Source organism: Phenylobacterium parvum, assembly GCF_003150835.1.
GTDB classification, from domain to species: Bacteria; Pseudomonadota; Alphaproteobacteria; order Caulobacterales; family Caulobacteraceae; genus Phenylobacterium; species Phenylobacterium parvum.
Genome location: NZ_CP029479.1, coordinates 2,564,839 through 2,590,362, shown reverse-complemented (window position 1 = coordinate 2,590,362; position 25,524 = coordinate 2,564,839). Strand labels below are relative to the sequence as shown.

28 protein-coding genes and 1 tRNA gene are annotated in these 25,524 nt (G+C 70.3%); 15 read left to right on the top strand and 14 right to left on the bottom strand.

The genetic code is table 11. The features are described from left to right. Nucleotides 1-108 precede the first annotated feature (108 nt). Nucleotides 109-687 (bottom strand): hypothetical protein, encoded by a 579-nt coding sequence (locus tag HYN04_RS12130; RefSeq protein WP_110450997.1) that lies wholly within the window; start codon nt 685-687, stop codon nt 109-111. Between the two features lie 194 nt (nt 688-881). Here HYN04_RS12130 and ccoN point away from each other — a divergent pair, with 194 nt between their 5' ends. From ccoN to ccoS, 8 genes are read left to right on the top strand one after another with little or no spacing between them, the layout of a single operon-like run. Further along, complete coding sequence (ccoN, locus tag HYN04_RS12125) at nt 882-2,528, top strand: cytochrome-c oxidase, cbb3-type subunit I (protein WP_110450996.1); 1,647 nt, start codon at nt 882-884, stop codon at nt 2,526-2,528. Nucleotides 2,529-2,541: 13 nt separating this feature from the next. After that, nucleotides 2,542-3,276, top strand: coding sequence for a cytochrome-c oxidase, cbb3-type subunit II (gene ccoO / locus HYN04_RS12120; RefSeq protein WP_110450995.1), 735 nt, complete (start codon nt 2,542-2,544; stop codon nt 3,274-3,276). Next, nucleotides 3,273-3,452, top strand: a complete 180-nt coding sequence (locus HYN04_RS12115; RefSeq protein WP_110450994.1) for a cbb3-type cytochrome c oxidase subunit 3 — start codon at nt 3,273-3,275, stop codon at nt 3,450-3,452. Before ccoO ends, HYN04_RS12115 begins: the two co-directional genes overlap by 4 nt. Then, nucleotides 3,439-4,308 (top strand): cytochrome-c oxidase, cbb3-type subunit III, encoded by an 870-nt coding sequence (ccoP, locus tag HYN04_RS12110; RefSeq protein WP_110450993.1) that lies wholly within the window; start codon nt 3,439-3,441, stop codon nt 4,306-4,308. The genes HYN04_RS12115 and ccoP overlap by 14 nt, the downstream gene beginning before the upstream one ends. A 9-nt stretch (nt 4,309-4,317) precedes the next feature. Then, complete coding sequence (gene ccoG / locus HYN04_RS12105; protein ID WP_110450992.1) at nt 4,318-5,880, top strand: cytochrome c oxidase accessory protein CcoG; 1,563 nt, start codon at nt 4,318-4,320, stop codon at nt 5,878-5,880. A gap of 8 nt (nt 5,881-5,888) precedes the next feature. Further along, the gene (locus HYN04_RS12100; protein ID WP_110450991.1) at nt 5,889-6,389 is read left to right on the top strand and encodes a FixH family protein; all 501 of its coding nucleotides are present in this window, start codon (nt 5,889-5,891) and stop codon (nt 6,387-6,389) included. Then, complete coding sequence (locus tag HYN04_RS12095; protein ID WP_110450990.1) at nt 6,380-8,590, top strand: heavy metal translocating P-type ATPase; 2,211 nt, start codon at nt 6,380-6,382, stop codon at nt 8,588-8,590. The genes HYN04_RS12100 and HYN04_RS12095 overlap by 10 nt, the downstream gene beginning before the upstream one ends. Then, the gene (gene ccoS, locus HYN04_RS12090) at nt 8,587-8,742 is read left to right on the top strand and encodes a cbb3-type cytochrome oxidase assembly protein CcoS (RefSeq protein ID WP_110450989.1); all 156 of its coding nucleotides are present in this window, start codon (nt 8,587-8,589) and stop codon (nt 8,740-8,742) included. Before HYN04_RS12095 ends, ccoS begins: the two co-directional genes overlap by 4 nt. Before the next feature lie 24 nt (nt 8,743-8,766). Here ccoS and HYN04_RS12085 read toward each other — a convergent pair whose 3' ends face one another. The 5 genes from HYN04_RS12085 to HYN04_RS12070 all read right to left on the bottom strand — a co-directional run bounded on the left by HYN04_RS12085 (nt 8,767) and on the right by HYN04_RS12070 (nt 11,496). Then, nucleotides 8,767-9,468, bottom strand: coding sequence for a VIT1/CCC1 transporter family protein (locus HYN04_RS12085; protein WP_110450988.1), 702 nt, complete (start codon nt 9,466-9,468; stop codon nt 8,767-8,769). Nucleotides 9,469-9,526: 58 nt separating this feature from the next. Then, on the bottom strand, nt 9,527-10,078 hold the full coding sequence (locus HYN04_RS12080) for a hypothetical protein (protein ID WP_110450987.1): 552 nt from the start codon (nt 10,076-10,078) through the stop codon (nt 9,527-9,529). Nucleotides 10,079-10,080: 2 nt separating this feature from the next. Then, nucleotides 10,081-10,608, bottom strand: a complete 528-nt coding sequence (locus HYN04_RS12075) for a hypothetical protein (protein ID WP_162599645.1) — start codon at nt 10,606-10,608, stop codon at nt 10,081-10,083. Between the two features lie 180 nt (nt 10,609-10,788). Next, on the bottom strand, nt 10,789-10,950 hold the full coding sequence (locus HYN04_RS13530; RefSeq protein WP_162599644.1) for a hypothetical protein: 162 nt from the start codon (nt 10,948-10,950) through the stop codon (nt 10,789-10,791). 54 nt (nt 10,951-11,004) lie between these two features. After that, nucleotides 11,005-11,496 carry a nucleotidyltransferase domain-containing protein gene (locus tag HYN04_RS12070; protein ID WP_162599643.1) on the bottom strand — a complete coding sequence of 164 codons (492 nt, stop codon included), beginning with the start codon at nt 11,494-11,496 and terminating at the stop codon, nt 11,005-11,007. Between the two features lie 102 nt (nt 11,497-11,598). Between HYN04_RS12070 and HYN04_RS12065 the strand changes: the two genes are divergently transcribed. The 4 genes from HYN04_RS12065 (at nt 11,599) to HYN04_RS12050 (ending at nt 15,538) form a co-directional block, all read left to right on the top strand. Continuing rightward, nucleotides 11,599-12,375 carry a phytanoyl-CoA dioxygenase family protein gene (locus HYN04_RS12065; RefSeq protein ID WP_110450984.1) on the top strand — a complete coding sequence of 259 codons (777 nt, stop codon included), beginning with the start codon at nt 11,599-11,601 and terminating at the stop codon, nt 12,373-12,375. A gap of 279 nt (nt 12,376-12,654) precedes the next feature. Further along, nucleotides 12,655-13,755 carry a DNA (cytosine-5-)-methyltransferase gene (dcm, locus tag HYN04_RS12060; protein ID WP_110450983.1) on the top strand — a complete coding sequence of 367 codons (1,101 nt, stop codon included), beginning with the start codon at nt 12,655-12,657 and terminating at the stop codon, nt 13,753-13,755. 41 nt (nt 13,756-13,796) lie between these two features. Continuing rightward, entirely contained in the window at nt 13,797-14,210 is a 414-nt protein-coding gene (locus HYN04_RS12055) for a very short patch repair endonuclease (protein ID WP_241962626.1), read from the top strand. A 35-nt stretch (nt 14,211-14,245) separates the two neighbouring features. Further along, nucleotides 14,246-15,538, top strand: coding sequence for an MvaI/BcnI family restriction endonuclease (locus tag HYN04_RS12050; RefSeq protein ID WP_241962625.1), 1,293 nt, complete (start codon nt 14,246-14,248; stop codon nt 15,536-15,538). Nucleotides 15,539-15,584: 46 nt separating this feature from the next. Here HYN04_RS12050 and HYN04_RS12045 read toward each other — a convergent pair. Both HYN04_RS12045 and HYN04_RS12040 read right to left on the bottom strand, forming a co-directional pair. Beyond that, nucleotides 15,585-15,661: transfer RNA gene (locus HYN04_RS12045), tRNA-Arg, on the bottom strand. An 81-nt stretch (nt 15,662-15,742) separates the two neighbouring features. Beyond that, nucleotides 15,743-16,804: a P1 family peptidase gene (locus tag HYN04_RS12040; RefSeq protein WP_110450980.1), complete on the bottom strand. Its 1,062-nt coding sequence runs from the start codon at nt 16,802-16,804 to the stop codon at nt 15,743-15,745. An 83-nt stretch (nt 16,805-16,887) separates the two neighbouring features. Here HYN04_RS12040 and ggt point away from each other — a divergent pair, with 83 nt between their 5' ends. Beyond that, complete coding sequence (gene ggt / locus HYN04_RS12035) at nt 16,888-18,630, top strand: gamma-glutamyltransferase (protein ID WP_110450979.1); 1,743 nt, start codon at nt 16,888-16,890, stop codon at nt 18,628-18,630. 7 nt (nt 18,631-18,637) lie between these two features. Here the strand turns inward: ggt and HYN04_RS12030 are convergent, their stop codons facing one another. Next, the gene (locus tag HYN04_RS12030) at nt 18,638-20,332 is read right to left on the bottom strand and encodes a lysine--tRNA ligase (protein WP_110450978.1); all 1,695 of its coding nucleotides are present in this window, start codon (nt 20,330-20,332) and stop codon (nt 18,638-18,640) included. Between the two features lie 130 nt (nt 20,333-20,462). On the opposite strand from HYN04_RS12030, the gene phnD reads away from it, so the two are divergent. Then, on the top strand, nt 20,463-21,473 hold the full coding sequence (gene phnD, locus HYN04_RS12025) for a phosphate/phosphite/phosphonate ABC transporter substrate-binding protein (RefSeq protein ID WP_110450977.1): 1,011 nt from the start codon (nt 20,463-20,465) through the stop codon (nt 21,471-21,473). Between the two features lie 22 nt (nt 21,474-21,495). On the opposite strand, the gene HYN04_RS12020 is transcribed toward phnD, so the two are convergent. The 5 genes from HYN04_RS12020 to HYN04_RS12000 form a co-directional block, all read right to left on the bottom strand. Further along, entirely contained in the window at nt 21,496-21,882 is a 387-nt protein-coding gene (locus HYN04_RS12020) for a type II toxin-antitoxin system VapC family toxin (RefSeq protein WP_110450976.1), read from the bottom strand. After that, nucleotides 21,879-22,118 carry a type II toxin-antitoxin system Phd/YefM family antitoxin gene (locus HYN04_RS12015; RefSeq protein WP_110450975.1) on the bottom strand — a complete coding sequence of 80 codons (240 nt, stop codon included), beginning with the start codon at nt 22,116-22,118 and terminating at the stop codon, nt 21,879-21,881. Before HYN04_RS12015 ends, HYN04_RS12020 begins: the two co-directional genes overlap by 4 nt. 62 nt (nt 22,119-22,180) lie before the next feature. Further along, entirely contained in the window at nt 22,181-22,591 is a 411-nt protein-coding gene (locus tag HYN04_RS12010; RefSeq protein WP_110450974.1) for a PaaI family thioesterase, read from the bottom strand. Then, nucleotides 22,588-23,058 (bottom strand): PaaI family thioesterase, encoded by a 471-nt coding sequence (locus HYN04_RS12005; RefSeq protein WP_241962624.1) that lies wholly within the window; start codon nt 23,056-23,058, stop codon nt 22,588-22,590. Before HYN04_RS12005 ends, HYN04_RS12010 begins: the two co-directional genes overlap by 4 nt. A 42-nt stretch (nt 23,059-23,100) precedes the next feature. Next, a complete protein-coding gene (locus HYN04_RS12000) occupies nt 23,101-23,619 on the bottom strand; it encodes a D-glycero-alpha-D-manno-heptose-1,7-bisphosphate 7-phosphatase (RefSeq protein ID WP_110450973.1) in 519 nt (172 codons plus the stop codon). Between the two features lie 89 nt (nt 23,620-23,708). On the opposite strand from HYN04_RS12000, the gene HYN04_RS11995 reads away from it, so the two are divergent. Beyond that, nucleotides 23,709-25,520, top strand: a complete 1,812-nt coding sequence (locus HYN04_RS11995) for an ABC transporter ATP-binding protein (RefSeq protein ID WP_199285966.1) — start codon at nt 23,709-23,711, stop codon at nt 25,518-25,520. The last annotated feature ends 4 nt before the right edge of the window (nt 25,521-25,524 follow it).

Sequence of the window (25,524 nt, the reverse complement as noted above, 5' to 3'; positions counted from 1 at the left end):
GGGGAGGATGAAGGGTGCGAGTCCGGCGAGCGTGAGACCCGAGGGCCGAAAAGGGTGACGCCGGCGTGAAAACTTCGGGAAGTCGTCCGCGTGCGCCGTTTCCGGGGGTCAGGGCGTCCCGCCCTGGGCGACGCCGGCGTTCACCGGCTCGCGCTTGGCGCCGCCGGCCGTCAGCCAGACCTCGCCGCCGCGGACTTCCGTCTGCGTGGCGTTCTCCAGGCCGGAGCGGTTCCCGACGAGGGTGAACGGGTTGTCCTGGAGGGTCGGGTCGGCGGCGTCAGCCCAGGTCGCCTTGACCATGAGGGCCGGGGCGACCGGGACGTCCTCGGTCAGGTTGGCCGCGACGGCCCCGGGGCCCGCGTTGGCCGCCAGCTTCCGGGGGGTCAGGACAAGCCGGGTGGAAATGTAGGGCCGGTAGACGGCGCGGGCCATGACCTTGGGGGCGGGACGGAAGGCGCGCAGGGTGCGGTGAATCCGGAAGCCGACGATAGCGCGGGCCTCCGGGGCGACGGCCCCGAGTTCCGTCGCCGACCGGGTCAGCTCGCCTGCAAAGGGCGCGGTGGTGGAGGCTGCGGCCCTGGAGGCGGGCCAGAAGGCGAGCAGGGCGACCAGGAGCGCTGCAAAGGCGAGGACCGGACCCTGGTGGATCCTGATCGCTTTGGCACGCGTCTTGCTGTGAACCGACATTGGTCTCGCCCCTGTTTCCAGATGAGACAGGGATACCGGCGACGGGCTTAATCGAGGGTTTGGAAACAGGCTTAAAAAACCCTGACTTTCCGGGCCTCCGACGCCTGACGATCCGCCCGCCTTTGCGATAGATCAAGGCCCACCTTCCGGCACGACGGCATGCCCCTCCCAGGACAAACAGGGAAATGCGGGGAATGTCGGAAAATCTGGCCCAGCAGGATTCGCCGCCCGGCGCGGTGGCGCTCCTGATCCTGACGGCGGCGGGCGCCTTCCTCGGACTCATGGCGACGGCCCTGTCGCCGGACCCGCTGTACAGGCTTGAAGGGTGGATCTTCACCCTCGCCGCCCTGGCCAGTGCGGCCGCCCTGACGGTGGGCGTCGCCAATGGCGGCTACCGTGAGGATCCCACCCGCTACCAGGATGGGGTGATCCGCGCCGGCGCCATCGCCACCCTCTTCTGGGCCATTGTCGGCATGCTGGTCGGCGTGGTCATCGCCCTGCAGCTGGCCTGGCCGCGCCTCTTCTATTTCCCGGACTACGGCTTCCTGAACTTTGGCCGGCTGCGTCCCCTGCACACCTCGGGAGTGATCTTCGCCTTTGGCGGCAACGCCCTGATCGCCACCTCCTTCTACGTGGTCCAGCGCACCTGCCGGGCCCGGCTCGCAGGCGGCATGGCCGGGTGGTTCGTCTTCTGGGGCTACCAGCTCTTCATCGCCATGGCCGCCGTCGGCTACCTGGCCGGCATCACCGAGGGCCGCGAGTACGCCGAGCCCGAGTGGTTCGTGGACCTTTGGCTGACGATCGTCTGGGTCGTCTACCTCCTGGTCTTCCTGGGGACGATCTGGAAGCGGAAGGAACCCCACATCTACGTGGCGAACTGGTTCTATCTCGCCTTCATCGTGACGGTGGCGATGCTGCACATCGTCAACAACCTGTCCCTGCCGGTCAGCCTGCTGGGGTCCAAGAGCTTTTCGGCCTTCGCGGGCGTCCAGGACGCCCTGACCCAGTGGTGGTACGGCCACAATGCAGTGGGCTTCTTCCTGACCGCCGGCTTCCTGGCCATGATGTACTACTTCGTGCCCAAGCGGGCGGAGAAGCCGGTCTATTCCTACCGGCTCTCCATCGTCCACTTCTGGTCCCTGATCTTCATCTACATCTGGGCCGGGCCGCACCACCTGCACTACACGGCCCTGCCGCAATGGGCCCAGACCCTGGGCATGACCTTCTCGGTCATGCTGTGGATGCCGTCCTGGGGCGGCATGATCAACGGGCTGATGACCCTGTCGGGCGCCTGGGACAAGCTGCGCACCGATCCGGTCCTGCGGATGATGGCGGTGGCCATCGGCTTCTACGGCATGTCCACCTTCGAGGGGCCGCTGATGTCGATCCGGGCGGTCAACGCCCTCAGCCACTACACGGACTGGACCATCGGCCATGTGCACTCCGGCGCCCTGGGCTGGGTCGGCTTCATCAGCTTCGGGGCGGTCTACTGCCTCGTGCCCTGGCTGTGGAAGAAGGACAGGCTCTACTCCAACGCCCTGGTCGAGTGGCATTTCTGGATCGCGACCCTGGGCCTGCTTCTCTACATCGCCGCCATGTGGGTCTCGGGCATCGGCGAGGGCCTCCTGTGGCGGGAGTACACCCCCCAGGGCTTCCTCGCGAACAGCTTCGTCGAGACGGTCGCCGCCAAGCACGTCGAGAACATCGTCCGCGCCCTGGGCGGCCTCATGTACCTCTCGGGCGCCCTGATCATGGCCTACAACATCTACCGGACCATCCGGCAGCCGGCGCCCGCCGTCCTGCCCGAGGCCTCCGGACCCATCGTCGCGGCTGCGGCCTGAGGGGAACGGGAACATGTGGAAGAACCATTCCAAGCTTGAACGCCACTCGCTCCTGCTGGTCCTCGGCATCCTCCTGGTGGTCTCGGTCGGCGGCCTCGTCGAGATCGCGCCCCTCTTCTTCCTGGAGAGCACGATCGAGAAGGTGAAGGGCGTCCGGCCCTACACGCCCCTCGAGCAGGCGGGCCGGGACATCTACGTGCGGGAGGGCTGCTATGTCTGCCACTCGCAGATGATCCGCCCCCTGCGTGACGAGGTGGAGCGTTACGGCCCCTACAGCCTGGCCGCCGAGAGCATGTACGACCACCCCTTCCAGTGGGGCTCCAAGCGCACGGGTCCCGACCTGGCCCGGGTGGGCGGAAAGTACTCCGACGCCTGGCATGTGCAGCACCTGACCGACCCCCGGGCCGTCGTCCCGGAATCCATCATGCCCCCCTACGCCTTCCTGGCGCAGAAGGACCTGAAGGGGGATGACATCGAGGCGCGCCTGCGGACCCTGACCCGGGTGGGTGTTCCCTACACGGAGGCGGCGCTGAGGAACGCCCGGGCCGACCTGGAGGCCCAGGTGGACCCCACGGCCTCGGGCGCGAGCCTCGCCGGCTTCTATGGCGAAAAGGTCAACCGCCGGGACTTCGACGGCGATCCGGACCGGCTGACCGAAATGGACGCCCTGGTGGCCTATCTCCAGATGCTGGGGACCCTGGTCGATTTCCGGACCTACGAGGCCGGCGCGGCGGAGAACCTGCGATGAGCGGCCTGACCTACGAGCAGGTCGCCCGCTTCGCCCAGCAGGGGGGGACTGTCTACTTCGTGGTCATCTTCCTGGCGGGCGTCGCCTACGCCCTCTGGCCCAAGAACCGCCAGGCCTTCCGGGACATGGCCCACCTGCCGCTGAGAGATGACGAGGACGAGCATGTCGGCTCCTGAAACCCCGAAAGACACCGGTTCGGTCCCGACGACCGGCCATGAGTGGGACGGCATCCACGAACTGAACAACCCGCTTCCCCGCTGGTGGCTATGGATTTTCTACGCTTCTGTGGCCTTCGCCGTCGGCTACTGGATCCTAATGCCCGCCTGGCCGGGCCTGACGGGATACTCCCGCGGGGTGCTGGGCAAGTCCGATCGCGCAGAGGTGGTCGAGCAACTGGCCCAGCTGAAGGCCCAGCGGGGCCAGCAGAACGCCCGGCTGACCCAGGCGTCCCTCCAGGAGATCGAGCGCGACCCGGAACTCCAGGCCCAGGCCCTGGCGGTCGGCCAGTCGGTGTTCGGCGACAACTGCGCCACCTGCCACGGGGTCGGCGGCACAGGCGGCAAGGGCTACGCCAACCTGCGCGACGACGTCTGGCTGTGGGGCGGGACCCTGGACGACATCCATCGGACCCTTCAGTTCGGCATCCGGTCGGGCCATCCCCAGGCGCGCTTCTCCAAGATGCCCGCCTTCGGCAAGGACCAGATCCTCACCGCAGCCCAGGTTGGCGACCTGACCGAGTACGTGGTCGCCCTGTCCGGGCGCCCCGCCAATGGGGCGGCGGTCCAGAGGGCTGCGCCGGTCTATGCGGGCAACTGCGTCGCCTGCCATGGGCCCGAAGGCCGCGGCGATCCCCTCCAGGGCGCGCCCAACCTGACCGACCGGGAGTGGCTCTACGGTTCGACCCGCCAGGAGATCCAGGGCCAGATTCACAATGGCCGCGGCGGGGTCATGCCCGCCTGGTCCGGCCGCCTCGATCCCGAAACGGTCAAGGCCCTGGCGGTTTACGTGCACGCCAACGCCGCGGGACAGTGAGCCGCCGCCATGACCGTCGTCATCGACCGGACGCGGACTGCTCCGGAGGAGGCCGCCCCGACCTCCGCCGCTGAGAAGGCGCGCCGGCGAGGGGACGCGGGCGGCGGCCTCTACAAGCCGCGGACGCCGATCTATCCCAAGTCCGTCCAGGGCCGCTGGCGCACCCTGAAGTGGGCCCTGATGATCGTCACCCTGGCGATCTACTACATCACGCCGTGGATCCGCTGGGAGCGCCCCGCCGACCTGCCGGACCAGGCCATCCTGGTCGACTTCGCCGGGCGGCGCCTCTACCTCTTCGACCTGCAGTTCTGGCCCCAGGAGGTCTATTTCATCACCGGCCTCCTGGTGATGGCCGCCCTGGCCCTGTTCCTGGCCAGCTCGCTCTTTGGCCGGCTGTGGTGCGGCTATGCCTGCCCCCAGACCCTCTGGACCGATCTCTTCCTCCACGTCGAGCGCCTGTTCGAGGGTGACCGAAACGCCCGGATGCGGCTGGACGCTGCGCCCTGGTCCCTTGACAAGGCCTGGCGCAAGGCGGGCAAGCACCTGGTCTGGCTGGGCATAGCCTTCGGCACCGGCGGCGCCTGGATCTTCTATTTCCATGACGCCCCGACCGTCCTGGTCCAGTTCTGGACCGGCCAGGCTCCCGCCACGGCCTATGTCTTCTGCGCCCTCCTGACCTTCACCACCTATGTCTTCGCCGGGACAATGCGCGAGCAGGTGTGCACCTACATGTGCCCCTGGCCCCGCATCCAGGGCGCCCTGATCGACCAGGATTCCCTGCAGGTCACCTACCGCACCGACCGGGGCGAGCCCCGCGGGACTCACAAGAAGGGCGCCTCCTGGGAGGGCCGCGGCGGCTGCATCGACTGCGGCCAGTGCGTGATGGTCTGCCCGATGGGGATCGACATCCGCAACGGAGCCCAGCTGGAGTGCATCAACTGCGCCCTGTGCGCCGACGCCTGCGACGAGATGATGGACCGGATCGACCGGCCCCGGGGCCTGATCGGGTATGACACGGACAAGGCCGTGGCGGCCCGGGCGGCGGGGCGGGCGGCGGTCTACCGGCTGGTCCGCCCGCGCACCCTGGTCTACGCGGGGGCCCTGGTCCTGGTCTGCGGCCTCATGCTCTGGGGCCTGGTCCACCGCCAGGCCTTCGATGTCCACGTCCTGCGCGACCGCAACCCCATCGCCGTTCGGCTGGCCGACGGTTCGGTGCGCAACGGCTACACCCTGAAGGTCTCGAACCGCAGCTTTTCGGACGCCGACGCCCGCATCCGGTTCGAAGGGCCCGCCGGGGCGATCCTGAAGACGCCCGCGGCGCCGGTCGCCGCCGACGGGGTGAGCGCCCGGATCGAGGCCAACACCGTCCGCGCCGTCCGGATCTTCGTGACCCTGCCTGAGCCCAGGCGCGAGCCTGAGGAAGACGGGGACGGGGACGGGGCCAGGGGCGGGGACGAGGGCGAGGGTGAGAGCCTGCCCGTCGCCTTCACCGTGACCCTGCCGGAAGGCGCCATGACCGTGAAGTCGACCTTCATCACCGACCCCGGAGCCCGACCATTAGCCCGACCATGAGCCCCTCGATGAGTCCCGCCCCCGCGACCGAGGCCGCCGCCCCCGCGGGCGGCTGGACCCTCACCGGCTGGCATGTCCTGGGCGTCGTCGTCGGCTTCTTCGCCATCGTGATCGCCCTGGACGTCTGGTTCATGACCCTGGCCTACCGCACCTTCCCTGGCCAGGTCTCCGACACGCCCTACGAGGACGGCGTCGCCTTCAACCGCCGGATCGCGCGGCAGGAGGCCCAGGCCCGACTGGGCTGGACGGCGACCGCGGGGGCCGGACCTGGCAAGGCGCGGGTGGAGATGCGCGACGCCTCGGGGACTCCCGTGCGCGGCCTGGCCCTGACCGGCCGGCTTGAACGCCCCGCCACCGAGGCGGGCCGGACCTCCCTGCGCTTCACCGAGACCGCCCCCGGCCGTTACGAGGCGCCGGTCGCCCAGCCTTCGGGCGCCTGGGACCTGACCTTCGAGGCCCGGGGCGGCGAGGGCGCCTTCGAGGGCGCCCGGAGGCTCACATGGCCCTGACCGAGGGCGAGGCGCGGATCTGGGCGGATCGCGTGGCGGAGGCCGGAGCCGACGGCCCTGACCTGTCCGCCTACCTGACCGAGACCGGGCCGGGCGCCCGGCGGCTCGACCTCCTGGTCAGCGGCGCCCACTGCGCGGCCTGCATCGCCCGGATCGAGGGCGAACTGGCCGACACCCCCGGCGTGGCCTCGGCCCGGCTCAACCTGAGCACGGGGCGGCTGGCGGTGGGCCTGGCCCCTGACGGGGAGCCCGGCCGTGTCCTGCGCGTCCTCGACCGCATCGGCTATCCCGCCACGCCCTTCGATCCGGACTCGGCCCGACAGGCCCAGGACCGGGAGGGCCGGGAGCTGGCCATGGCCCTGGCCGTCGCCGGCTTCGGCGCCGGAAACGCCATGATCTTCTCCGTGCCGGTCTGGGCCGGCCTGTTCGGCCAGGAACTGGGACCTGCGACCCGCACCTTCATGCAGTGGGCCAGCGCCGGGGTCGGCGCGCCCTGCGCCGTTTTCGCCGGCATGGTCTTCTTCCGCTCGGCCTGGAAGGCCCTGAGGGCGGGGCGGGCCAACATGGACGTACCGATCTCGATCGGCGTGATCCTGACCCTGCTCGTCAGCTTCCAGGAGACCCTGCTGAAGGGCCGGGACACCTATTTCGACGCCGCCGTCACCCTGCTTTTCCTGCTGCTGATCGGCCGGTGGCTGGACCACGCCCTCCGGCGGCGGGCCCGAAGCGCCGCGGCTGACCTCCTGGCCCTCCAGGCGCCCTCGGCCTCCCTCCTCGCCGACGACGGGACCGAGCGGCGGGCGCCCCTGCGCCTGGTCCGGCCTGGCCACAGGCTGAGGGTCCGGCCGGGGGAAAGGATCCCCGTGGACGGGGTGGTGGAGACCGGGGAATCCGAGCTCGACAACGCCATCCTGACCGGCGAGACCGCGCCCGAGGCGGTGGCCCCCGGCGCGGTCTGCCGGGCGGGCGCCCTCAACCTGTCCGGCCTCCTGACCCTTCGCGCCGAGGCTGCGTGCGAGGACTCGACCCTGGCGCGGATCGCCCGGCTGGTGGAGTCGGGCGCCCAGTCCCGGTCGTCCTACGTCCAGCTCGCCGACAAGGCGGCGGCCATTTATGTGCCGGTGGTCCACATCGCCGCAGCCCTGACCTTCGTCGTGGGCTGGGCCCTGGGCCTGCCGGTGCGCGAGGCCGTCCTGCGGGCCGCCACCGTGCTGATCGTCACCTGTCCCTGCGCCCTGGGCCTGGCGGTTCCCGCCGTCCAGGTGGCGGCGGCCTCGCGCCTTTTCCGGCGGGGGGTGCTGGTCAAGTCCGGCGCCGGGCTGGAGCGCCTGGCCGAGGCCGACCACGCCGCCTTCGACAAGACCGGGGTCCTGACCGAGGGACGCCCGCGCCTGCTCAACGCCGATCCCCTGGACCTCGCCCGCGCGGCGCCCCTGACCCGGGCGTCATCCCATCCCCTCGCCCGCGCCCTGGCCGAGGCGGCCGGCGAGGGGCCCGTCGCCGCCGGGGCCGTGGAGGTCGCGGGCCAGGGGGTGGAGGCCCGCACCCCGGCCGGCGTCATGCGCCTGGGCCGGGCCGCCTTCGTCGGCGCGCCCCTGTCGGGAGACCAGACCGAGCTCTGGTTCCGGGATGACCGGGGCGCCCTCTTCCGCTTCGCCTTCGCCGACCCCCTGCGCGCCTCCGCCGCCGGCCTGGCGAGCGGGATGGGCGAGCGCGGCCTGGCCGTCTCGGTCCTGTCCGGCGATGTCGAGGCCCCGACCCGTCGCGCCGCCGAGGCCCTCGGCGTCCCGGACTGGCGGTCCGGCCTGACCCCGCAGGGCAAGGTGGAGGTGATCGCCGGCCTAAGGGCTGTCGGCCGCAGGGTGCTGATGGTCGGGGACGGCCTGAACGACGTGGCCGCCCTGAGCCAGGCCCACGTGGCCATGGCGCCGGGCACGGCCCTCGACGCCAGCCAGTCGGCGGCGGACCTGGTCTATCCCGCTGACCGGCCGGAGCGGATCCTGGAGGCCATCGACGTGGCCCGGGCGGCCCGCCGGCGCGCCCTGGAGAATTTCGCCTTCGCCGCCCTCTACAACCTGGTCGCAGGCCCGGCGGCCATGCTGGGCCTGGTCAATCCCTTCGTGGCCGCCCTGGCCATGTCGGGCTCGTCCCTGGTGGTCACGCTCAACGCCCTGCGGCTGCTGAACGGAGGCGGGAAGTGAACATCGTCGTGATCCTGGCGCCCTTCTCCCTCGCCCTGGCCCTGATCGGCCTGGCGGCCTTCTGGTGGACCCTGCGCAATGACCAGTACGAGGACCCCCAGGGGGATGCGAGCCGGATCCTGATCGAGGATCCAGAGGACCGGCCCCTCTAGGCGGCCTCCTCCAGGCGGGCGCGTCTAGACCGCGGCGCCCACGAGCCGGCCGATGCCGGCGGTCAGGGCCATGGCCAGGGCGCCCCAGAAGGTGACCCGTACGGCGGCCTTGAGGGGCGGGGCGCCCCCGGCCTGGGCCCCCACGGCGCCGAGGATGGCGAGACCGGCCAGGGACCCCGCCGAGACGATCGCAGGCATGGCGGCGAGGGGCGAGACGGCGGCCAGCAGCAGGGGCGCCGCGGCGCCGAAGGTGAAGGTGGCGGCCGAGGTCAGGGCCGCCTGGACCGGCCGGGCCGTGGTGATCTCGGAAATGCCCAGTTCCTCCCGGGCGTGGGCGCCGAGGGCGTCGTGCGCCATCAGCTGCTCGGCGGTCCTGCGGGCGGTCTCGGCGTCGAGGCCGCGGCTGCGGTAGAGGCCGGCCAGCTCCTCCAGCTCAGCCTCGGGCCGGGTCGCCAGCTCGCCGCGCTCACGGGTGAGGTCGGCGCCCTCGGTGTCCGACTGCGAGCTGACCGAGACGTACTCGCCGGCGGCCATGGACATGGCCCCTGCAACCAGGCCCGCGACGCCGGCCACCAGCACCTCGGAGCGACCGGCCGAGGCGGCGGCGACGCCGACGATCAGGCTGGCGGTGGAGACGATCCCGTCATTTGCGCCCAGGACCGCGGCCCTCAGCCAGCCCACCCGGGTGACCCGATGGCGTTCGTCGTGAAGCTTCAGTCGGGTCATGGCCGCCTCCTGCAGGGGACCAGCCTTCGCCCGACCCTGCCCGCGGGGCAAGGCCCCTTCAGTTCCGGTCGAACCCGGAGGCCGCCGGGGCTGGACCCTGACCCGCGGGCTCGGCGGCGTTCGCCGGCAGGGCCATGGGCAGCAGGGACACGCCGGCCAGGATCATGGCCGTCGCCGCGCCGTCCAGCAGGAAGCGGAAGGGATCGAACCGGCGCCGGGGCTTGGCGGGCGACGACGCCGGGGCTGCGGGCCGGCTCCAGCGCGGCGCGGCCAGGGGCCGGGGCGCCAGCTGGGCGCCCTGCGGGGCGATCCGGTGCTCCAGCACGCCGCCCGGGCTGTGGAGGCGGACCCCTTCGCACCAGTCGGCCTCGCCGATGAAGACGACATCGCGCCAGGTGACGGCGCCCCCGGGCTCCACCCCGGCGTCCACGACCAGGTCAATGTCCCAGAGGCCGTCCTCGGGGACCTGCGCATGGCGACGCGGGACCAGGCGGGCGGCGGCCAGGGCGGCCGCGGGGCCCAGGCAGGTCGCCCGGAGGGTCAGCAGGCGGTCGCCCTCGGGAAAGGCGGCGACGCGGACGGCGGCGGTCTCGATCTTCAGGTTCAGCATGTTCAGGCTCTCACGGCGGCGGCGGCCGCTGCGCCGGAGGCGAAGGCGATCAGCGGCCAGGTCTTGCGGGGTCGGCGCGGCACGGGCCGGCCGGCGGGGATGATCATCGGCGGACGGTCAGGGTCCAGCCAGACGGAGAGGGCCGCCGAGGCCGGGGCCCAGGGGATCCGCGGCGCGGCGGGAGACGCCAGCCTGGCGGGCGTGGGCTGGCGGATCTCATGTTCGGCCAGCCGGTGCTCCATGATGACGCCGTCAGCGTGCAGGCGGACGCCCTGGCACCAGTCGGCGTCGCCGGTGAAGTGCAGCTCCCGGGTGGTGACGGGATCGACGCCCTCCAGCGTGCGGGGGATCAACAGGTCGATGTTCCACAGTCCGTCGGCCGGCTGGGCGATATGGCGGCGGGGCTTCAGGACGGCGGCGGCGCAGCGGTCGCCCGGGCCCCGGCAGAAGACGGTCACCGACACCCGCCGCTGGACGCGGCTGATGGCGGCGATCCGCACGCTGAGATTTTCGATCACCAGCTTCGACATGGTCGGCCCCCGGGCCCCCTGCGTCCGCCCCGGCTCCATGCCGGCGCATCTGACAGGGAGGCTTTTCCGGGGTTGGCGTCCAGCCTCCGTGAGCGCGCCGCGCCGACAAGCGTGACTCTGCCGTGAAAAAAGCCGGAGATCGTGTGAAAGCGCGCCTTCTCCGGAACTTTCGCGCCCGCCTCAGCCGCCGATGCGCGCCGACGGCCCCCCTTCCAGCAGGTCCAGCTTCTCGCTTCGCACCCGGTGCTCGACGCCGACCTTCGGGCCCGGCGCCCTCCGGGGATCGGCCTCGCTCCAGGCCGGCGAAGAGGGCCAGCCCGGCCTCCGCATCGCTCCAAACACCCCGTTTCTCCCACCAGCGCGCGGGCGACAGGCAAGGGGCGAGGGGTTGGCGCGTCAGTCGCCGGCGAGGGAAAAGCCGAAGGCGGCCTGAAGGGCGGCGAGATCCAGAAGGTCCCGGTCCCGGGGCGGATAGCCGGTCTTCAGCCGCCAGAGGACGTCGGCGGGCAGGCAGTCCACGGCCCGCCCCGCAATCACGCCGCGCCCGTCGAACGACCCCGCCGGATAGGCCACGGCCGGATCGTCAGGGTCCATCACCCCGCGCCCCTCCGCGTCCAGGCGAAAGAGGTGCAGGTCGACGCGCCGGCCTTCGCCGTCGCTGTAGACAGGGTTCCAGGCGGCGCCCCCCGCCTGCCGGACCAGGCCAAGCCCGGCCAGCAGGGCCTCCAGCGCCGGCCCATCCTCCACCCGCGCCGCCAGGTCGAGGTCCTCGTGCAGCCGGGTCTGGCGACCGAGGACCGCATCCACGGCCCAGCCGCCGTCCACCCAGACCGGCAGGCCCTGCGCCGCGCAGGCCGCCAGCACCTCCAGGACCTGCGCTTCTGTCACGACCCCGTCTCTCTCGCCCCCGATGGCGCTGCAGTCCCGACGGGTCTAGGCTTTTACCGTGTGCAGTGAAACCCTCCGCCGTCCCCTAGGCGCGGCGGCCCCATGATCTCCGACGCCGACGTCGTCGCCTTCCGCGACAGGGGCCTCCTGCGCCTTCCCGCCGCCGCCGATCCCGCGGGCCTGGCCGCCGCCCGGACCGCCGTCTTCGAAATCCTGTCGCGCGCGGGCCTCTGGACCGATGGCGAGGGCTGGACCCTGACGGGCGCCGAGACGCCGCGCTGGCCCGCCCTCGGCAAGGCGCCGGCCGCCTTCAAGGACCGCCGGCTGGCGGCCGTGCTGGAGACCCTGGTCCCCGCCGGGCTCATCGCCGGCTTCGATACGCTGGCGGGGGCGAGGATGGGTACCGCCGGCGGCCTCAGCCGGCCCCAGCTCCTCTGGACCCTGCCCAACGCTGCGGCCTGGAGCCTGCCCGCCATCGTCTGGCACACCGACGTCCCTCGCACGCCTCAGGCCGGCTGCCCGGGCGTTCAGGTTTTCAGCTTCCTTTCGCCCGTCGCCCCGGGCGCCGGCGGAACCCTCGTCGCCGCCGGCTCGCACCGGCTGCTCAATGACGAGGGCGAGCTGAGGTCGAAGGGCATCAAGGCCCGCCTGCGCGCCCTGCCCCCCTTCGCCCGCCTGATGGACCCGGCCCACCCCGACCGCCCCGCCGCCCCCGGCCCCCTGGGCGAGGCGGACGGCGCGCCCATCGAGGTGGTGGAGCTGACCGGCGCCCCCGGCGACCTCTGGCTGATGGACATGCGGGCGCTGCATACGGCCGCGCCGAATGCGTCGAAGGCGCCGAGGCTGATGATGACCTGGCGGCTCTTGAGGGAGGGGTGAGGGGGCTTGACATAAGGCCGAACAAAAGAAGAACATTCGGGCTTCGAGATCGGATGTGCTGAGGGGCGCATCTATGGAGGTCATTTTGTCAGTCGGTATCGAGTGCTACGCGATGTGCTGCCTGCGTCCAGAATCAGCTACCTTAGTCAAGCCGACTGGTTCGTCTGTCTGCGCAGACAATCCGAAATCGGCATCGAAGGTCTGGCCATTCTCCCCGGATGCAAGATCCGCGGTCTCCTCATCCGGAGACAAAGTCGGGCACGCAGAGGGAGTTCGGTCATGACCGCTCTTCTCAGGATGCTCCGAGAAATGAACTCAGCTGCTGTCAATGCCGACCGGGGGTTCAATTTCATCGATCTCTTCGCCGGAATCGGAGGCCTCCGTAAGGCGGCAGAGTCTATAGGCGGGTACTGTGCCTTCACCTCGGAGTGGAACCCCTACTCGCAGAAGACATATGCTGCGAACTTCAGGGATAATCATCCGCCCTCGGGAGATATCACCGAGGTCGAAGCGGAGGATATCCCGTCTCACAATCTCCTCCTCGCGGGTTTCCCCTGTCAGCCATTTTCAATTGCAGGTGTCTCCAAAAAGAATTCCCTCGGTCGAAGCCATGGCTTTGCAGATGAAACCCAGGGAACTCTCTTCTTTGACGTTGCGCGTATTTTGAAATCGCACCGCCCGGAAGCATTCCTGCTTGAAAATGTTAAGAACCTTCATTCCCATGACAGGGGGCGTACATTCGAGGTGATCCTTCGGACTCTTCGGGAGGAGTTGGGATACAAGGTCTGGTACAAGATCATCGACGCCCAGCACTTTGTACCCCAGCACCGGGAACGGATTGTCATCGTCGGATTCAAGGAGAATGTTCCCTTCAGTTGGGACGATCTCCGCCTGCCGCCAAAGGGTGCGGTCCGGCTGCGAGACATCCTTCATCCCGAAAATGGCAGCGAGGCCCCGGAGGGGCACTACACTCAGGGACCTTTGGCTAAGGTCAGCGAAAAATATGTTCTGACCGACCACCTCTGGAAGTATCTCCGGGATTATGCCGACAAGCATCGCGCTGCAGGTAACGGGTTTGGATTTGGCCTTGTAGGCCCTGACGATGTCGCGCGAACACTGTCAGCCAGGTACTTCAAGGATGGCTCGGAGATTCTCATAGACCGGGGACCCGGACTAAATCCGAGACGACTTACTCCCCGTGAGTGCGCCCGCCTCATGGGCTACGGTGATGATTTCATCATTCCGGTTTCTGACACTCAGGCCTACAAGCAGTTTGGTAACTCCGTTGCGGTCCCTGTGTTCAGAGAAGTCCTCAGGATTATGAAGCCGCACATCGAAAGTCTGGTGACTGGTGGGAGCGACATAAGACTGAGGGCCTGAATTTGGGGGATGTTCACGACCCGTCGACCCGGTCGCGGAATATGTCGGCGATCCGTGCGAAGAACACCTCTCCTGAAGTCAGGGTGCGGAAAATCCTGCACAATGCTGGATTCAGGTTCCGTCTTCACGCCGGGGCGCTGCCGGGTTCTCCGGACCTTGTCTTCGCTAAGCACCGCGCCGTCATCTTTGTGCATGGCTGTTTCTGGCATGGACACGAGTGCTCGACTTTCCGGTGGCCCAAGACCCGCGAAGATTTCTGGCGCTCGAAGATCGGTGCAAACGTTCTGAGGGATCAGCAGAGCCTTCTGGCACTTCGCGAGAATGGCTGGCGGGTCTGTCTGATCTGGGAATGCGCAATGAGAGGCAGGGATCGGATGGGTGATCCCGAGCTTTTGTCAGCACTTCAAAGCTGGTTAGGTTCAAGCTCCGAATTTCTTGAGCTTCGGGGAAGCTGACTGTGGAGCAATCACTGGCCGCGTTGAGGGAGCGGATGCGCCACGCAGGTGTTATCCGCCTCTACGCAAAGGTTCTGGCGCCGAACGATAACTCCAAAAATCAGGTGTTCCTTGGGTCAGGGTTCACCTCCCTGAACCTGCTGCCACATGGCGAAGTGACGACGGACCCATCGTCCGTTGCAGGTGCAGTAAGAGACAGGGCCAAGGCCGGGCTGCAATTCTCCTGGCTTTCGCCAGAGGGGATAAGTGTCGCACCAGATGCGAAGCTTATCCTCTACCCTCGTTATCCTGAGGTGAGGTTTTCAGGGTTTCTCAGGGGATGCCAGTCGCCTCCTTCCGATGTCATGGTCTCCAGAGAACCGGGGCGGGTCCTCCTCCTCGGGGTTACGGCCAGCGGAAGGATTATCGGCTACGCATCCGGGGCCGGAGAAAGAATCTCCAACGAAGTCCTGAATGGCGCATGGTCGTCAGTCGGCGTCTTCCTCGAACTTTCATCGGGATCACCTTCGGAACCCTCGGCCAAGGAAGTTCTCCTCGAGAGACTCCGCCTGATTCATGAGAGAACCTGGGTGGAGTCCATGAAGTTGGGACCCGGAGGTGTTCCCAAGCCATATGCCGCTCGGAATGCTGGCGGCTACACACTTGAAGCGTTGCTCGGGATCAGTCCGAATGGACGCGCTGAACCTGATTTCATGGGGTGGGAAGTCAAGCAGTATGCAGTCTCCGACTTCAGGTCCTATCGAGCGAAGTCAGCCGTAACCCTCATGACCCCGGAGCCCACCGGAGGTGTCTATCGGGATGAGGGGCCCGAGGCCTTCATCCGCCGGTTTGGGTACCCCGACCAAAGGGGACGGGAGAGCCGTCTCAACTTCGGTGGAGTATACGATTGCCTTCGGACTCCAAACCATCTCACGGGCCTTCGGATGTCCTTGTCAGGATTCGACAGCGGAAATGGTCAGGTCACTGACATGAACGGCTCCATCGTGCTTCTGGACTCCGCGGACACGATAGCGGCGTCCTGGACGTTCGGAGGGCTTCTTTCCCACTGGAACCGAAAGCACGCCAAAGCAGCTTACGTCCCCTCGCTTTACCGGAACCCACCTCCTGAGTACGCGTTCGGCGGTCAGGTGCTCACCTGCGAAGAGACAGATTTCCTGTTGTTTCTGAGGGCTGTCGACCGGGGTCAGATTTATCTCGACCCGGCGCTAAAGCTGGAAACCGAGGCGAATGGCCTCGTCAAGTTGAAGCGCAGGAACCAATTCCGCGTCTCACACGCCGTTCTTCCCAGCCTGTACCATCGGCACGAAACCGTTGATCTGACCGGCTGAAGGGCCGTCCGACGCAGTCAGTTTCGTAGTTTCGAGAAGAGAAAAATGGCGCGCCCGGAACGATTCGAACGTCCGACCCTCAGATTCGTAGTCTGATGCTCTATCCAGCTGAGCTACGGGCGCGCACCGCCTTGCGGCGAGGGCGCGAGAATTAGTCGCACGGGCGGCAAAGCGCAAGCGGGGGGCGGGAGATTCCTTCCCCGGTCAGCCGCGGCGGTCGCGCCAGGCGGGGGGGCCTTCGCCGGGCGGGGCGTCGGGCCAGGCCGTCGCCTCGAAGACGCCCCGGGCGACCGCGCGGGCCAGGGTGTCGGCGGCCAGGGCGCCCAGCCGGGCGAGGGCGGCGTCGCCGCCGATCAGGGGGTGGCGGGCGGTAGAGAGCGCGAAGACCACGTCGCCGTCGAAGGGGGCGTGCACCGGCCGGATGGCGCGGGCGAGGCCGTCCTGGGCCATGACGGCGAGGCGCCTGGCCTGGGCCGGGGTGAGGGCGACGTCGGTGGCCACGCAGGCGATGGTGGTGTTCTGGCGGGCGCCCGCCGGGGGCGGGGCCTTGGACGGGCCCCACTGGCCGGGGCCGGCGCGCAGGCCGTCGAGGGGCAGGCCCCCGAACTCCCCGTCGATCTCGAAGGGAGCGGCCCAGAAGGTGCGGCCGTCCGGGGCGGTGACCGAGCCCCAGCTGTTGACGCAGACCAGGGCCCCCACGGCGCCGTCCGCCGAGAGGATTGAGGCCGAGCCGGTCCCGCCCTTCAGGCCGCCCGCCGCCGCGCCATAGCCGGCGCCGGCCGTGCCGAGGTCGAAGTCTGCGCCGGCGGCGGCGCAGGCCCGGCGGCCCAGTTCGCGATAGGGCGGGTCCTCGCCCCAGGCCTTGTCGCCGCCATTGGCGAGGTCGAAGAGGATGGCCGCAGGCACGACGGGGGAGGGCGGGACGCCCGGCCGGTCGGCGAGGCGGAAGCCCCGGCCCCGGGCCCCCAGCCAGGCGACGGCGCCGTCGGCGGCGGCCAGGCCCCAGACCGAGCCGCCGGACAGGACCACGGCGTCCACCGCCTCCACCAGGTTCTCGGGGGCGAGGGCGTCGGTCTCCCGGGTGCCGGGTCCGCCGCCGCGCACGTCCACGGCGCAGACGGCTCGCGCCTCGGGCAGGATCACCGTCACGCCGGTGCGCGCGCCCAGGTCCTCAGCCTGGCCGACGGCGAGGCCGGGGACGTCGGTGATGAGGTTGCGGGGGCCGGGGGCGGGGCCGGCGCCGCTTTTGAGGGCGGTTTCGCTCATGGGGCCCCTAGAACACCGGATGGCGTTCCTTGTCCACGCGGGCGGGTCTATAGGTCAGGCGGTTCCTGCGTCGTGAGGCCCCCATGCGCCCCTTCCCCCTGCTGAAGTCCGCCCTCCTGTCCGCCGCCGTCCTGGCCCTTGTCCTGCCGGCGTCGCCGGTCCTGGCGCGGGAGGCGAAGGCTCCGGCGGCCGCCCCGGCGGCAAAGGCGAAGGAGACCGGCATGGTCGCCGCCGCCCATCCCCTGGCGGTGGAGGCGGGCGTCTCGGTGTTGCGCCGGGGCGGCTCGGCGGTGGACGCGGCGGTGGCCGTGCAGGCCGCCCTGGGCCTGGTGGAGCCGCAGAGCTCGGGCATCGGCGGCGGCGCCTTCATCACCTATTACGATGCGAAGACCCGCAAGGTGACCGCCTACAATGGCCGCGAGACGGCGCCGGCGGGCGCCTCGCCCGACATGTTCCTGGGCCCCGACGGCAAGCCCCTGTCCTTCGTCGCCGCCGTGACCAGCGGCCGCTCCACCGGCGTGCCTGGCGCCGTGGCCATGCTGCACATGGCCCAGAAGGCCCACGGGCGCCTGGCCTGGAAGGACCTGTTCACCGAGGCCGAGGCCCTGGCCGACCAGGGCTTCGCCGTCACCCCGCGCCTGGCCGCCCTGGCCGCCTCCCGTGCGCCCCAGGCCCGCCAGCCCGACGCCGTCGCCTATTTCACAAAGCCGGACGGCCAGCTGATCCAGGCCGGCGACATCCTCAGGAACCCGGCCTACGCCGCCACCCTGCGCAAGATCGCCGCCGAGGGGCCCGCCGCCCTGCTGGAAGGCGAGATCGCCGAGGCCATCGTCCGCCGCACCACCGAGGGGCCCCTGCCCGGGACCCTGACCCTCGCCGACCTTAAGGCCTACAAGCCCAAGGTCTCGGAGGCGGTGTGCCGGCCCTATCGCGTCTATGTGGTCTGCGTACCGCCGGCGCCCTCGGGCGGGCCGGCCGTGCTGATGGGCCTGGGCATCCTCGCCAATACCGACATCGCCGCCCATGGCCCGGACACGGTGCAGGGCTGGTACCTCTTCTCCCAGGCCAGCCGGCTGATGTACGCCGACCGCGACCGCTATTTCGGCGACCCTGATTTCGTGGACGTGCCGGTGAAGGGCCTGCTGGACCCCGCCTACCTCAAGGCCCGGGCGGCCCTGATCCCGCCCCAGGTCGCCGGCGCGCCGCCGCCTCCCGGCAAGCCCAAGGGCGCGGGCGCCCGGGCGCCGGACGCCACCCAGGAGCCGGGCGGCACCACCCACTTCGTCATCGTCGACGGCGACGGCAATGTCGTGTCCATGACCACCACGGTGGAGAGCCTGTTTGGCTCGGGCCGGATGGTCCACGGCTTCTTCCTGAACAACCAGCTGACCGACTTCTCCTTCTCGCCCACCGAAAAGGACGGGGTTGCCGCCGCCAACGCCGTGGCGCCCGGCAAGCGGCCGCGCTCCTCCATGGCCCCGGCCGTGGTGCTGGACCGCAAGGGCCGCTTCTACGCCGCCGTCGGCTCGCCGGGGGGCAACTCCATCCTGGCCTACAACCTCAAGGCCCTGGTGGGTGTGCTGGACTGGAAGCTGTCCATGCAGGAGGCCGTGGCCCTGCCCAACCTGATCTCCCGGGGCGCGCCCTACCTCTCGGAGCCGGCCAAGTTCGCCCCCGGCGTGGTCGAGGGCCTGGCGGCCCGGGGCGTGGTCCTGGTGGGCTCCGGCGGCGCCGAGGGCTCGGGCCTGCACGGGGTGATGGTGACGCCCCAGGGCCTGTCCGGCGGCGCCGATCCCCGCCGCGAGGGCGTGGCGCGCAAGCCCTGAGCCTTCGTCAGGAGGCGAGCTCGCCGGCCAGGGCGCGCTCGATCAGTCCCACCGTCCGGTCGAGGCCGAAGATGGCCGCGAAGGAGCCGAAGCGCGGGCCCTGGCTCTGGCCCAGCAGCACCTCGTAGAGGGCGCCGAACCAGAGACGAAGCGGCTCGAAGCCCGCCGCCTTGCCGGCCTCATAGACCTCGGCCTGGATGAGCTCGGCGTCCTGGCAGCCGGCGGGCAGGGCCCGCAGCCGGGCGGCGAGGTCGGCCATGGCGGCCCGCTCCCGTTCGTCCGGAGCGCGGAACCGCTTCGAGGGCTTCACGAAGTCCTCGTAGTAGTGGATCGCGTAGTCGGCCAGCCGGTCCAGCAGGGGCTGGCTGGCGGCGTCGGCGCCCGGCATGTAGCGGGCGATGAAGCCCCACAGGATCTCCTTGGTCGAGGCGTCGGCGGCCGACACCAGGTTCAGGAGCAGGGAGAAGGACAGGGGCGAGCCCACCGCCGGCGGCGCGCCGGTGTGGACGTGCCAGGCGGGGTTGTCGATGGCCGGCGCATTGGCCCCGGCGCCGACCCGGTTGTAGGCGTCCAGCTGCTGCAGGTACTCGTCCGTCGCCTTGGGGATGACGTCGAAATAGAGCCGCTTGGCCGACTTGGGCGACTGGTACATGTAGTAGGCGAGGCTCTCGGGCGCGCCGTAGCGCAGCCACTCCTCCATGGTCAGGCCATTGCCCTTGGACTTGGAGATCTTCTGGTTGTTCTCGTCCATGAAGAGCTCGTAGTGGAAGGCCTCGGGAGGCTCGCCGCCGAGGATCCTCGCCACCTTGTTGGACACCCGCACGGAGTCCACCAGGTCCTTGCCGGACATCTCGTAGTCCACACCCAGGGCCACCCAGCGGGCCGCCCAGTCCGGCCGCCACTGCAGCTTGACGCGGCCGCCGGTCACCGGGGTCTCGGTCAGGGTCCCGTCCTCGTCGCGGAAGACGATGGTCCCGGCCTCGACATTGCGCTCCAGGGTGGGGACCTGCAGGACCCGGCCGGTCGTGGGGCTGATGGGCAGGAAGGGCGAATAGGTGGCCCGCCGCTCCTCGCCCAGGGTGGGCAGCATGACCCCCTGGATGGCGTCGAAGCGCTCCAGCACCCGCAGGAGCACGGCGTCCAGCTCTCCGGACCGGTAGGTCTCGGTGGAGGACTTGAAGTCGTAGTCGAAGCCGAAGCCGTCGAGGAAGGCGCGCAGGCGGGCGTTGTTGTGGGCGCCGAAGCTCTCGTAGAGGCCGAAGGGGTCGCGGACGCTGGTCACCGGCTTGTCCCGGTCCAGCTCCAGCGCCTCGCGGTTCGGGACGTTGTCGGGGATCTTCCGGAAGCCGTCCATGTCGTCGGAGAAGACGATCAAGCGGGTGGGGATGGCCTCGCCCGTCAAGGCGCGGAAGGCGGTGCGCACCATGGTCGGCCGGGCGGCCTCGCCGAAGGTGCCCATGTGCGGCAGTCCCGAGGCGCCGTAGCCGCACTGGAAGATGACGGGCTCGCGCAGGACGGGCAGGGCGGCGACGGCCTCGTCCGGGCGGCCCTGGGCGAACAGGGCGGCGGCGAGGTCGCGGCCGGCGTCGTCGAGGCGCAGGCGGAGGATCCTGTCCAGCAGGAGGCGGGCCTGCTCGAAGGGCCAGGAGCGGGCCTCGCGGGCGGGAAGGACGAGCCGGGAAAGGTCGGTGTGGGCGGGCATGAGGGGGCGTTAGCCTTCCTTGGCGGCCGCCTCAAGCCCGCACGGCGCCGGGGTCTCTTGCGGACCCCGCCGAAACCGTCATGAAGTCGGGACACACGCCGGGCGTCCACCCCCGGCCCGGAGCGCCTCCATGACCCCTGTCCGCCTCTCCCTCCTCCTCGCCGCCGGCCTGGGCCTGGCCCTCGCCGCCTGCCAGCCCAAGGCGCCCGCCGGGCCGCCGCCGGGGACGGTGCGCTTCTCCATCATGTCCACAGAGAACATCCAGGCCGCCCAGGGGGCCTGGACGCCCTTCCTGGCCGACATGGAGAAGGCCACGGGGCTGAAGATCGAGCCCTACTACGGGACCAACTACATCGCCCTGATCGAGGCCATGCGCTTCAAGCAGACGGATGTGGGCTGGTTCACCAACCAGTCGGGGCTGGAGGCCGTGCGCCGGTCCGGCGGCGAGGTCTTCGCCCGCACCACCAAGCCCGACGGGCCGGACGGCTACCAGGCCCTGATCGTCGTGAAGAAGGGCTCGGGCCTGACCCTGGACCGCATCCTGGCCTGCGACCGGACCCTGGACTTCGCCATGGGCGACGCCAAGTCGACCTCGGGAACCCTGGCGCCCATGACCTGGCTGTTCGGGCCGCGCAACATCCGCCCCGAGACCTGCTTCAAGACCGTGCGCAGCGCCAACCACGAGGCCAACCTCTTCGCCGTGTCCATGGGCCAGCTGGATGCGGCCACCAACAACTCCCAGTCCATCGCCCGCCTGGCCGACCAGAAGACCCCGGCGGCGCAGAAGGCGGTGGCCGACATCGAGGTGGTCTGGCGCTCGCCCACCCTGCCCGAGGACCCGATGGTCTGGCGCAAGGACCTGGACCCGGCCCTGAAGGCCAGGATCCGCGACTTCGTCCTCTCCTACGGGGTCGGCGACACCGACGAGGCGAAGCGGCAGCGGGAGGTCATGCGCGCGATCCAGACCGGCCCCTTCAAGCCCGCCGACGACAGCCACCTCCTGCCGGTGCGGGAGATGGAGGCGACCGCCGCCCTCATCGAGGCCCGCAACCGCAAGGACCCCGCCGCGGAGGCCAAGGCCAAGGCCAGCCTCGACCAGGTCCAGGCCGAGCAGAAGGCCCTGGCGGCGAAGGCCGGTTGAAGGCGAGCGCTGAGGTCTCGCTTCAGGGCGCCGCCAGGATGGGGCCAGGATAGGTCAGGATCGTCCTGTCCGCCGTCACCAGGATCAGGCTCTCCACCATGGCCTGGGCGACGAGGATCCGGTCAAACGGGTCCCTGTGCAGGGCCGGAAGCCCTTGAATGGCGGCGGCGTGCTCGCCCGTGACCGGTAGCTCCTCGTAGCCCGCCTCCAGGAGCCCCCGTCGGAAGACGCCGGGCGGCACATCGAAGTCCGGCCTTCCGAGGCCTGATTTGATCGCGATCTCCCAAATGCTCGCCGCGCTGAAGACCAGCCGGTTCGACTGATCCTCGAGAAGTTTCCGTAGCCCGGCGCTCAAATCGCCACCCCTCGCCGCCCTCAGGAGGACGTGGGTGTCGAGGAGGAGGTTCAAAGGTCACCCTCGAAGAGACCAGTGATCTCTTCCCGGCCAAGTTCGTCGAAGTCTTCCGGAAAGCGCAGGCCGGGAAGGAAGCCGATCCGCGACGCCGGACCGGCGGGCGCGTCGACCGCAGTCACCTTCACAAGAGGCTTTCCAGCCCGGGCGATGACGAAGCCCTCGCCCTGGACCGCTTCCTCGACCAGGCGGGAAAGGTGGGTCTTGGCCTCGTGCATATTGACCGTCTTCACGTCGACACCTCCAAACTTAGTTCACTAGACTTAGTCTGGTCGCGGACGCCCTGCAACGGTCCCTAGTCCTCCGCCAGCATGAAGTGGCCGCGGAGGGCGGCGACGGGCTGGCTTCGGGCTTCCTGCCAGGCCTCGACGTGGACGTTGGCGATGCGGCGGCCAACCTTGCGCAGGTCGGCGCGGGCGTAGGTGGTCAGGGCCCGGCCCGGGCGCAGGTACTCGATGGTCACGTCGATGGTCTTGTGGACCCGGGGGGTCGACTGGGTCACCGCCAGCTGGGCCAGGGCGGTCATCTCCAGGAAGGCGCCGATCACCCCGCCATGCAGGGCCGGCAGCATCGCGTTGCCGATCAGGTGGGGCGAGAAGGGCAGGACGCCGGTCAGCTCGTCGCCGGCCAGCTCGGCGCGCATGCCCAGGAAGCGGATGTAGGGGACCCGGCCCAGAAAGGCCTGAAGCTGTTCCTCGGGGCTCATGCGGCGCCTCCCGGGGCGGGGGCGGGCGTCGGTGTGAGCATGAAGGCGGCCTGGGCGGTGGCGATGGGATCGGCGGGGTCGGCGTCCCAGGCGTGGGCCCGGACAAAGGCGATGGACCGGGTCGTGTGGTAGCAGTGCGCCTCGACCGTGACCCCGGCCCGGGCGGCGGCGGGGCGCATGTAGTCGATGCGCAGGTCCAGGGTGGCGGTGGGCCGGCGCTCGCCCGTGGTGGCGGTGATGGCCATGCCGCAGCAGTGGTCGAGCAGGGAAGTGACGACGCCGGACGCAATCACGCCGGTGTCGGGATCGCCCACCAGGTCCTCGCGCCAGGGCACGTGCATGACGCCCCTGCCGTCGGCGGCGGAGACCATCTGGAAACCGAGGGCGGCGGCCTGCGGGACCTCGGTCGCCATGGCCGCGGCGGCGTCCAGGTTGGGATTGGGCAGGTTGGGATTGGGATCGCTCATGCCTTCCGTTTGCAGCGACGGAAGGGACGGGTCAATGCGCGGTCAGTCCCCGGCGACCTCGGCGGCGAGGAAGGCGGAAAGGTCGCCGCCCGGGAAGAGGAGGCTGCGCACCCCCGCCCGCCGGCCGGCCTCCAGGTCGATGGGCTTGTCCCCGACCATGACCGAGCGGGCGGCGTCTACCGGCCACTCCGCCATCGCCCGCAGGAGCATGCCGGGGTTCGGTTTGCGGTCCGGCGGGTCGGGGTGGCGGTAACGGTCCTCGAGCGCCTCGGGGTGGTGCGGGCAGTGGTAGAAGGCGTCGATCCGGGCCTCCATCGCCGCCAGGTCCTCGATCATCCGGGCGTGCAGGGCGTGGACATCGTCCTCGGCGTAGTAGCCCCGCCCGACCCCGGACTGGTTGGTGACCACGAAGACCCACCAGTCGCGGGCGTTGAAGGTCGCCACGGCCTCCCGGGCGCCGTCGATCCAGCGGAAGTCCTCCCAGCGGTGCACGTAGCCGCGGTCCTCGTTGAGGACGCCGTCGCGGTCAAGGAACAGGGCGGGCCGGAGCAGGGGGGTCACGGGTCCAGTCTAGCGGCCTTGCCGTCCTCTGGCGATTTCCCTTCTGCGAGGTCGGCCCTATGTTCAGGCGAACCCCAGCGGAGCCCCCCGTGACCCTGACGTCCCCGAGCCCCGTCCTCGCCATCGAGGACCTGCGCATCGACTTCCAGACCCGCGACGGGTCCGTCCCGGCGGTCCGGGGCGTGTCCCTGCAGGTCCTGCCGGGCGAGACCCTTGGCGTGGTGGGCGAGAGCGGCTCGGGCAAGAGCCAGACCTTCATGGCGGTCATGGGCCTTTTGGCGCCCAACGGCCGGGCGAGCGGCTCGGTGCGCTTCGAGGGCCGCGAGATCCTGGGCGCCCCGAAGCGGGAGCTGAACCGGGTGCGCGGCGCGGGCATGGGGATGATCTTCCAGGACCCCCTGACCGCCCTGACCCCCCACCTCAAGATCGGCGACCAGCTGGGCGAGCCCCTGCGGCGCGGGCGGGGCTTGTCGGCGGCGGACGCCCGGGCCGAGGCCCTGCGCTGGCTGGAGCGGGTGCGGATTCCCGACGCGGCCCGGAGGCTGGACCAGTATCCGCACGAGCTGTCCGGCGGCATGCGCCAGAGGGTGATGATCGCCGGCGCCATGGCCTGCGCGCCCCGCCTGCTGATCGCCGACGAGCCCACCACCGCCCTCGACGTGACCGTCCAGGCCGAGATCCTCGACCTGATGGAGGAGTTGACCCGGGAGAGCGGGACGGGGCTGGTGCTGATCACCCACGACATGGGCGTGGTGGCGCGGCTGGCCGACCGGGTCTGCGTGATGAAGGACGGCGCCTACGTGGAGGCGGGACAGGCGGCCGAGGTCTTCGCCCGTCCGCGCACGGACTACGCCCGCAACCTGCTGGAGGCCGCGCCCCGCCTGGACCGCGCCGACCGCGGCGGCCGGCCCGCCCCCGTCCCGGTCGCCCCGGACGCGCCCCTGGCCGTGGAGGCGAAGGACGTGAAGGTCTGGTTCCCGGTGCGGCGGGGCCTGTTCGGGCGGCGGGCCGACCTGCGGGCCGTGGACGGGGTCAGCCTGGAGATCCGGCAGGGCGAGACCCTGGGCGTGGTCGGCGAGAGCGGCTGCGGCAAGTCGACCCTGTCCCGGGCGGTCCTCAGGCTGATCCCCCGAACCGCCGGCGCTGTCACCCTCCTGGGGCGCGACATTCCCGAGGCGGACCGCGAGGCCCTTCGGGCGGCGCGTCGCGACCTGCAGATCGTCTTCCAGGACCCCCTGGCCAGCCTGGACCCCCGCATGCCGGTGGGCGATTCCATCGCCGAGCCCCTGGGGGTCTTCCAGCCCCACCTCGACCGCCGGGCGCGGGAGGCCGCCGTGCGGGCCATTATGGACCGGGTGGGCCTGTCCGGGGACCTGATCAACCGCTATCCGCACGAGCTGTCCGGAGGCCAGAACCAGAGGGTCGGCATCGCCCGGGCCATGATCCTGAAGCCGCGGGTCGTGGTCTGCGACGAGGCGGTCTCGGCCCTCGACGTCTCGATCCGCGCCCAGATCATCGACCTGCTGATCGACCTACAGAGGGAGTTCGGCATGGCCATGATGTTCATCAGCCATGACCTGGCCGTGGTGCGCGAGATCAGCCACCGGGTCATGGTGCTCTACATGGGACGGGTGGTGGAGGAGGCCCCGGCGGACCGCATCTTCACGGACGCCCGCCATCCCTACACCCGGACCCTGATCGCCTCGGCCCTGATCCCCGACCCCGGGGTCGAGCGCACCCGCCCGCGCCTTCGCCTTCACGGCGAGCCGCCCAGCCCGCTGGACCCGGACGCCGCGCTCCGCTTCCTGCCGGGGCGCCGGGGGGAGACCCCGCCCTACCGTCCGCAGCTCCTGGAGGCGGGTCCCGGCCACCGCGTGGCCGAGTTCGACTCCCAGGCCTGAGCTT

Bases quoted from the DNA above. Each gene is read 5' to 3' on its own strand.
- HYN04_RS12055 (WP_241962626.1), top strand. From the start codon at position 13,797: ATGTCGGCGATCCGTGCGAAGAACACCTCTCCTGAAGTCAGGGTGCGG.
- ccoO (WP_110450995.1), top strand. From the start codon at position 2,542: ATGTGGAAGAACCATTCCAAGCTTGAACGCCACTCGCTCCTGCTGGTC.
- HYN04_RS12080 (WP_110450987.1), bottom strand. From the start codon at position 10,078: ATGCTGAACCTGAAGATCGAGACCGCCGCCGTCCGCGTCGCCGCCTTT.
- HYN04_RS12115 (WP_110450994.1), top strand. From the start codon at position 3,273: ATGAGCGGCCTGACCTACGAGCAGGTCGCCCGCTTCGCCCAGCAGGGG.
- HYN04_RS12100 (WP_110450991.1), top strand. From the start codon at position 5,889: ATGAGTCCCGCCCCCGCGACCGAGGCCGCCGCCCCCGCGGGCGGCTGG.
- ggt (WP_110450979.1), top strand. From the start codon at position 16,888: ATGCGCCCCTTCCCCCTGCTGAAGTCCGCCCTCCTGTCCGCCGCCGTC.
- HYN04_RS12085 (WP_110450988.1), bottom strand. From the start codon at position 9,468: ATGACCCGACTGAAGCTTCACGACGAACGCCATCGGGTCACCCGGGTG.
- HYN04_RS12050 (WP_241962625.1), top strand. From the start codon at position 14,246: ATGCGCCACGCAGGTGTTATCCGCCTCTACGCAAAGGTTCTGGCGCCG.
- HYN04_RS12130 (WP_110450997.1), bottom strand. From the start codon at position 687: ATGTCGGTTCACAGCAAGACGCGTGCCAAAGCGATCAGGATCCACCAG.
- ccoG (WP_110450992.1), top strand. From the start codon at position 4,318: ATGACCGTCGTCATCGACCGGACGCGGACTGCTCCGGAGGAGGCCGCC.
- HYN04_RS12005 (WP_241962624.1), bottom strand. From the start codon at position 23,058: ATGAGCGATCCCAATCCCAACCTGCCCAATCCCAACCTGGACGCCGCC.
- phnD (WP_110450977.1), top strand. From the start codon at position 20,463: ATGACCCCTGTCCGCCTCTCCCTCCTCCTCGCCGCCGGCCTGGGCCTG.
- dcm (WP_110450983.1), top strand. From the start codon at position 12,655: ATGACCGCTCTTCTCAGGATGCTCCGAGAAATGAACTCAGCTGCTGTC.
- HYN04_RS12040 (WP_110450980.1), bottom strand. From the start codon at position 16,804: ATGAGCGAAACCGCCCTCAAAAGCGGCGCCGGCCCCGCCCCCGGCCCC.
- HYN04_RS12010 (WP_110450974.1), bottom strand. From the start codon at position 22,591: ATGAGCCCCGAGGAACAGCTTCAGGCCTTTCTGGGCCGGGTCCCCTAC.
- ccoP (WP_110450993.1), top strand. From the start codon at position 3,439: ATGTCGGCTCCTGAAACCCCGAAAGACACCGGTTCGGTCCCGACGACC.
- HYN04_RS12030 (WP_110450978.1), bottom strand. From the start codon at position 20,332: ATGCCCGCCCACACCGACCTTTCCCGGCTCGTCCTTCCCGCCCGCGAG.
- HYN04_RS12095 (WP_110450990.1), top strand. From the start codon at position 6,380: ATGGCCCTGACCGAGGGCGAGGCGCGGATCTGGGCGGATCGCGTGGCG.
- HYN04_RS12065 (WP_110450984.1), top strand. From the start codon at position 11,599: ATGATCTCCGACGCCGACGTCGTCGCCTTCCGCGACAGGGGCCTCCTG.
- ccoN (WP_110450996.1), top strand. From the start codon at position 882: ATGTCGGAAAATCTGGCCCAGCAGGATTCGCCGCCCGGCGCGGTGGCG.
- HYN04_RS12075 (WP_162599645.1), bottom strand. From the start codon at position 10,608: ATGTCGAAGCTGGTGATCGAAAATCTCAGCGTGCGGATCGCCGCCATC.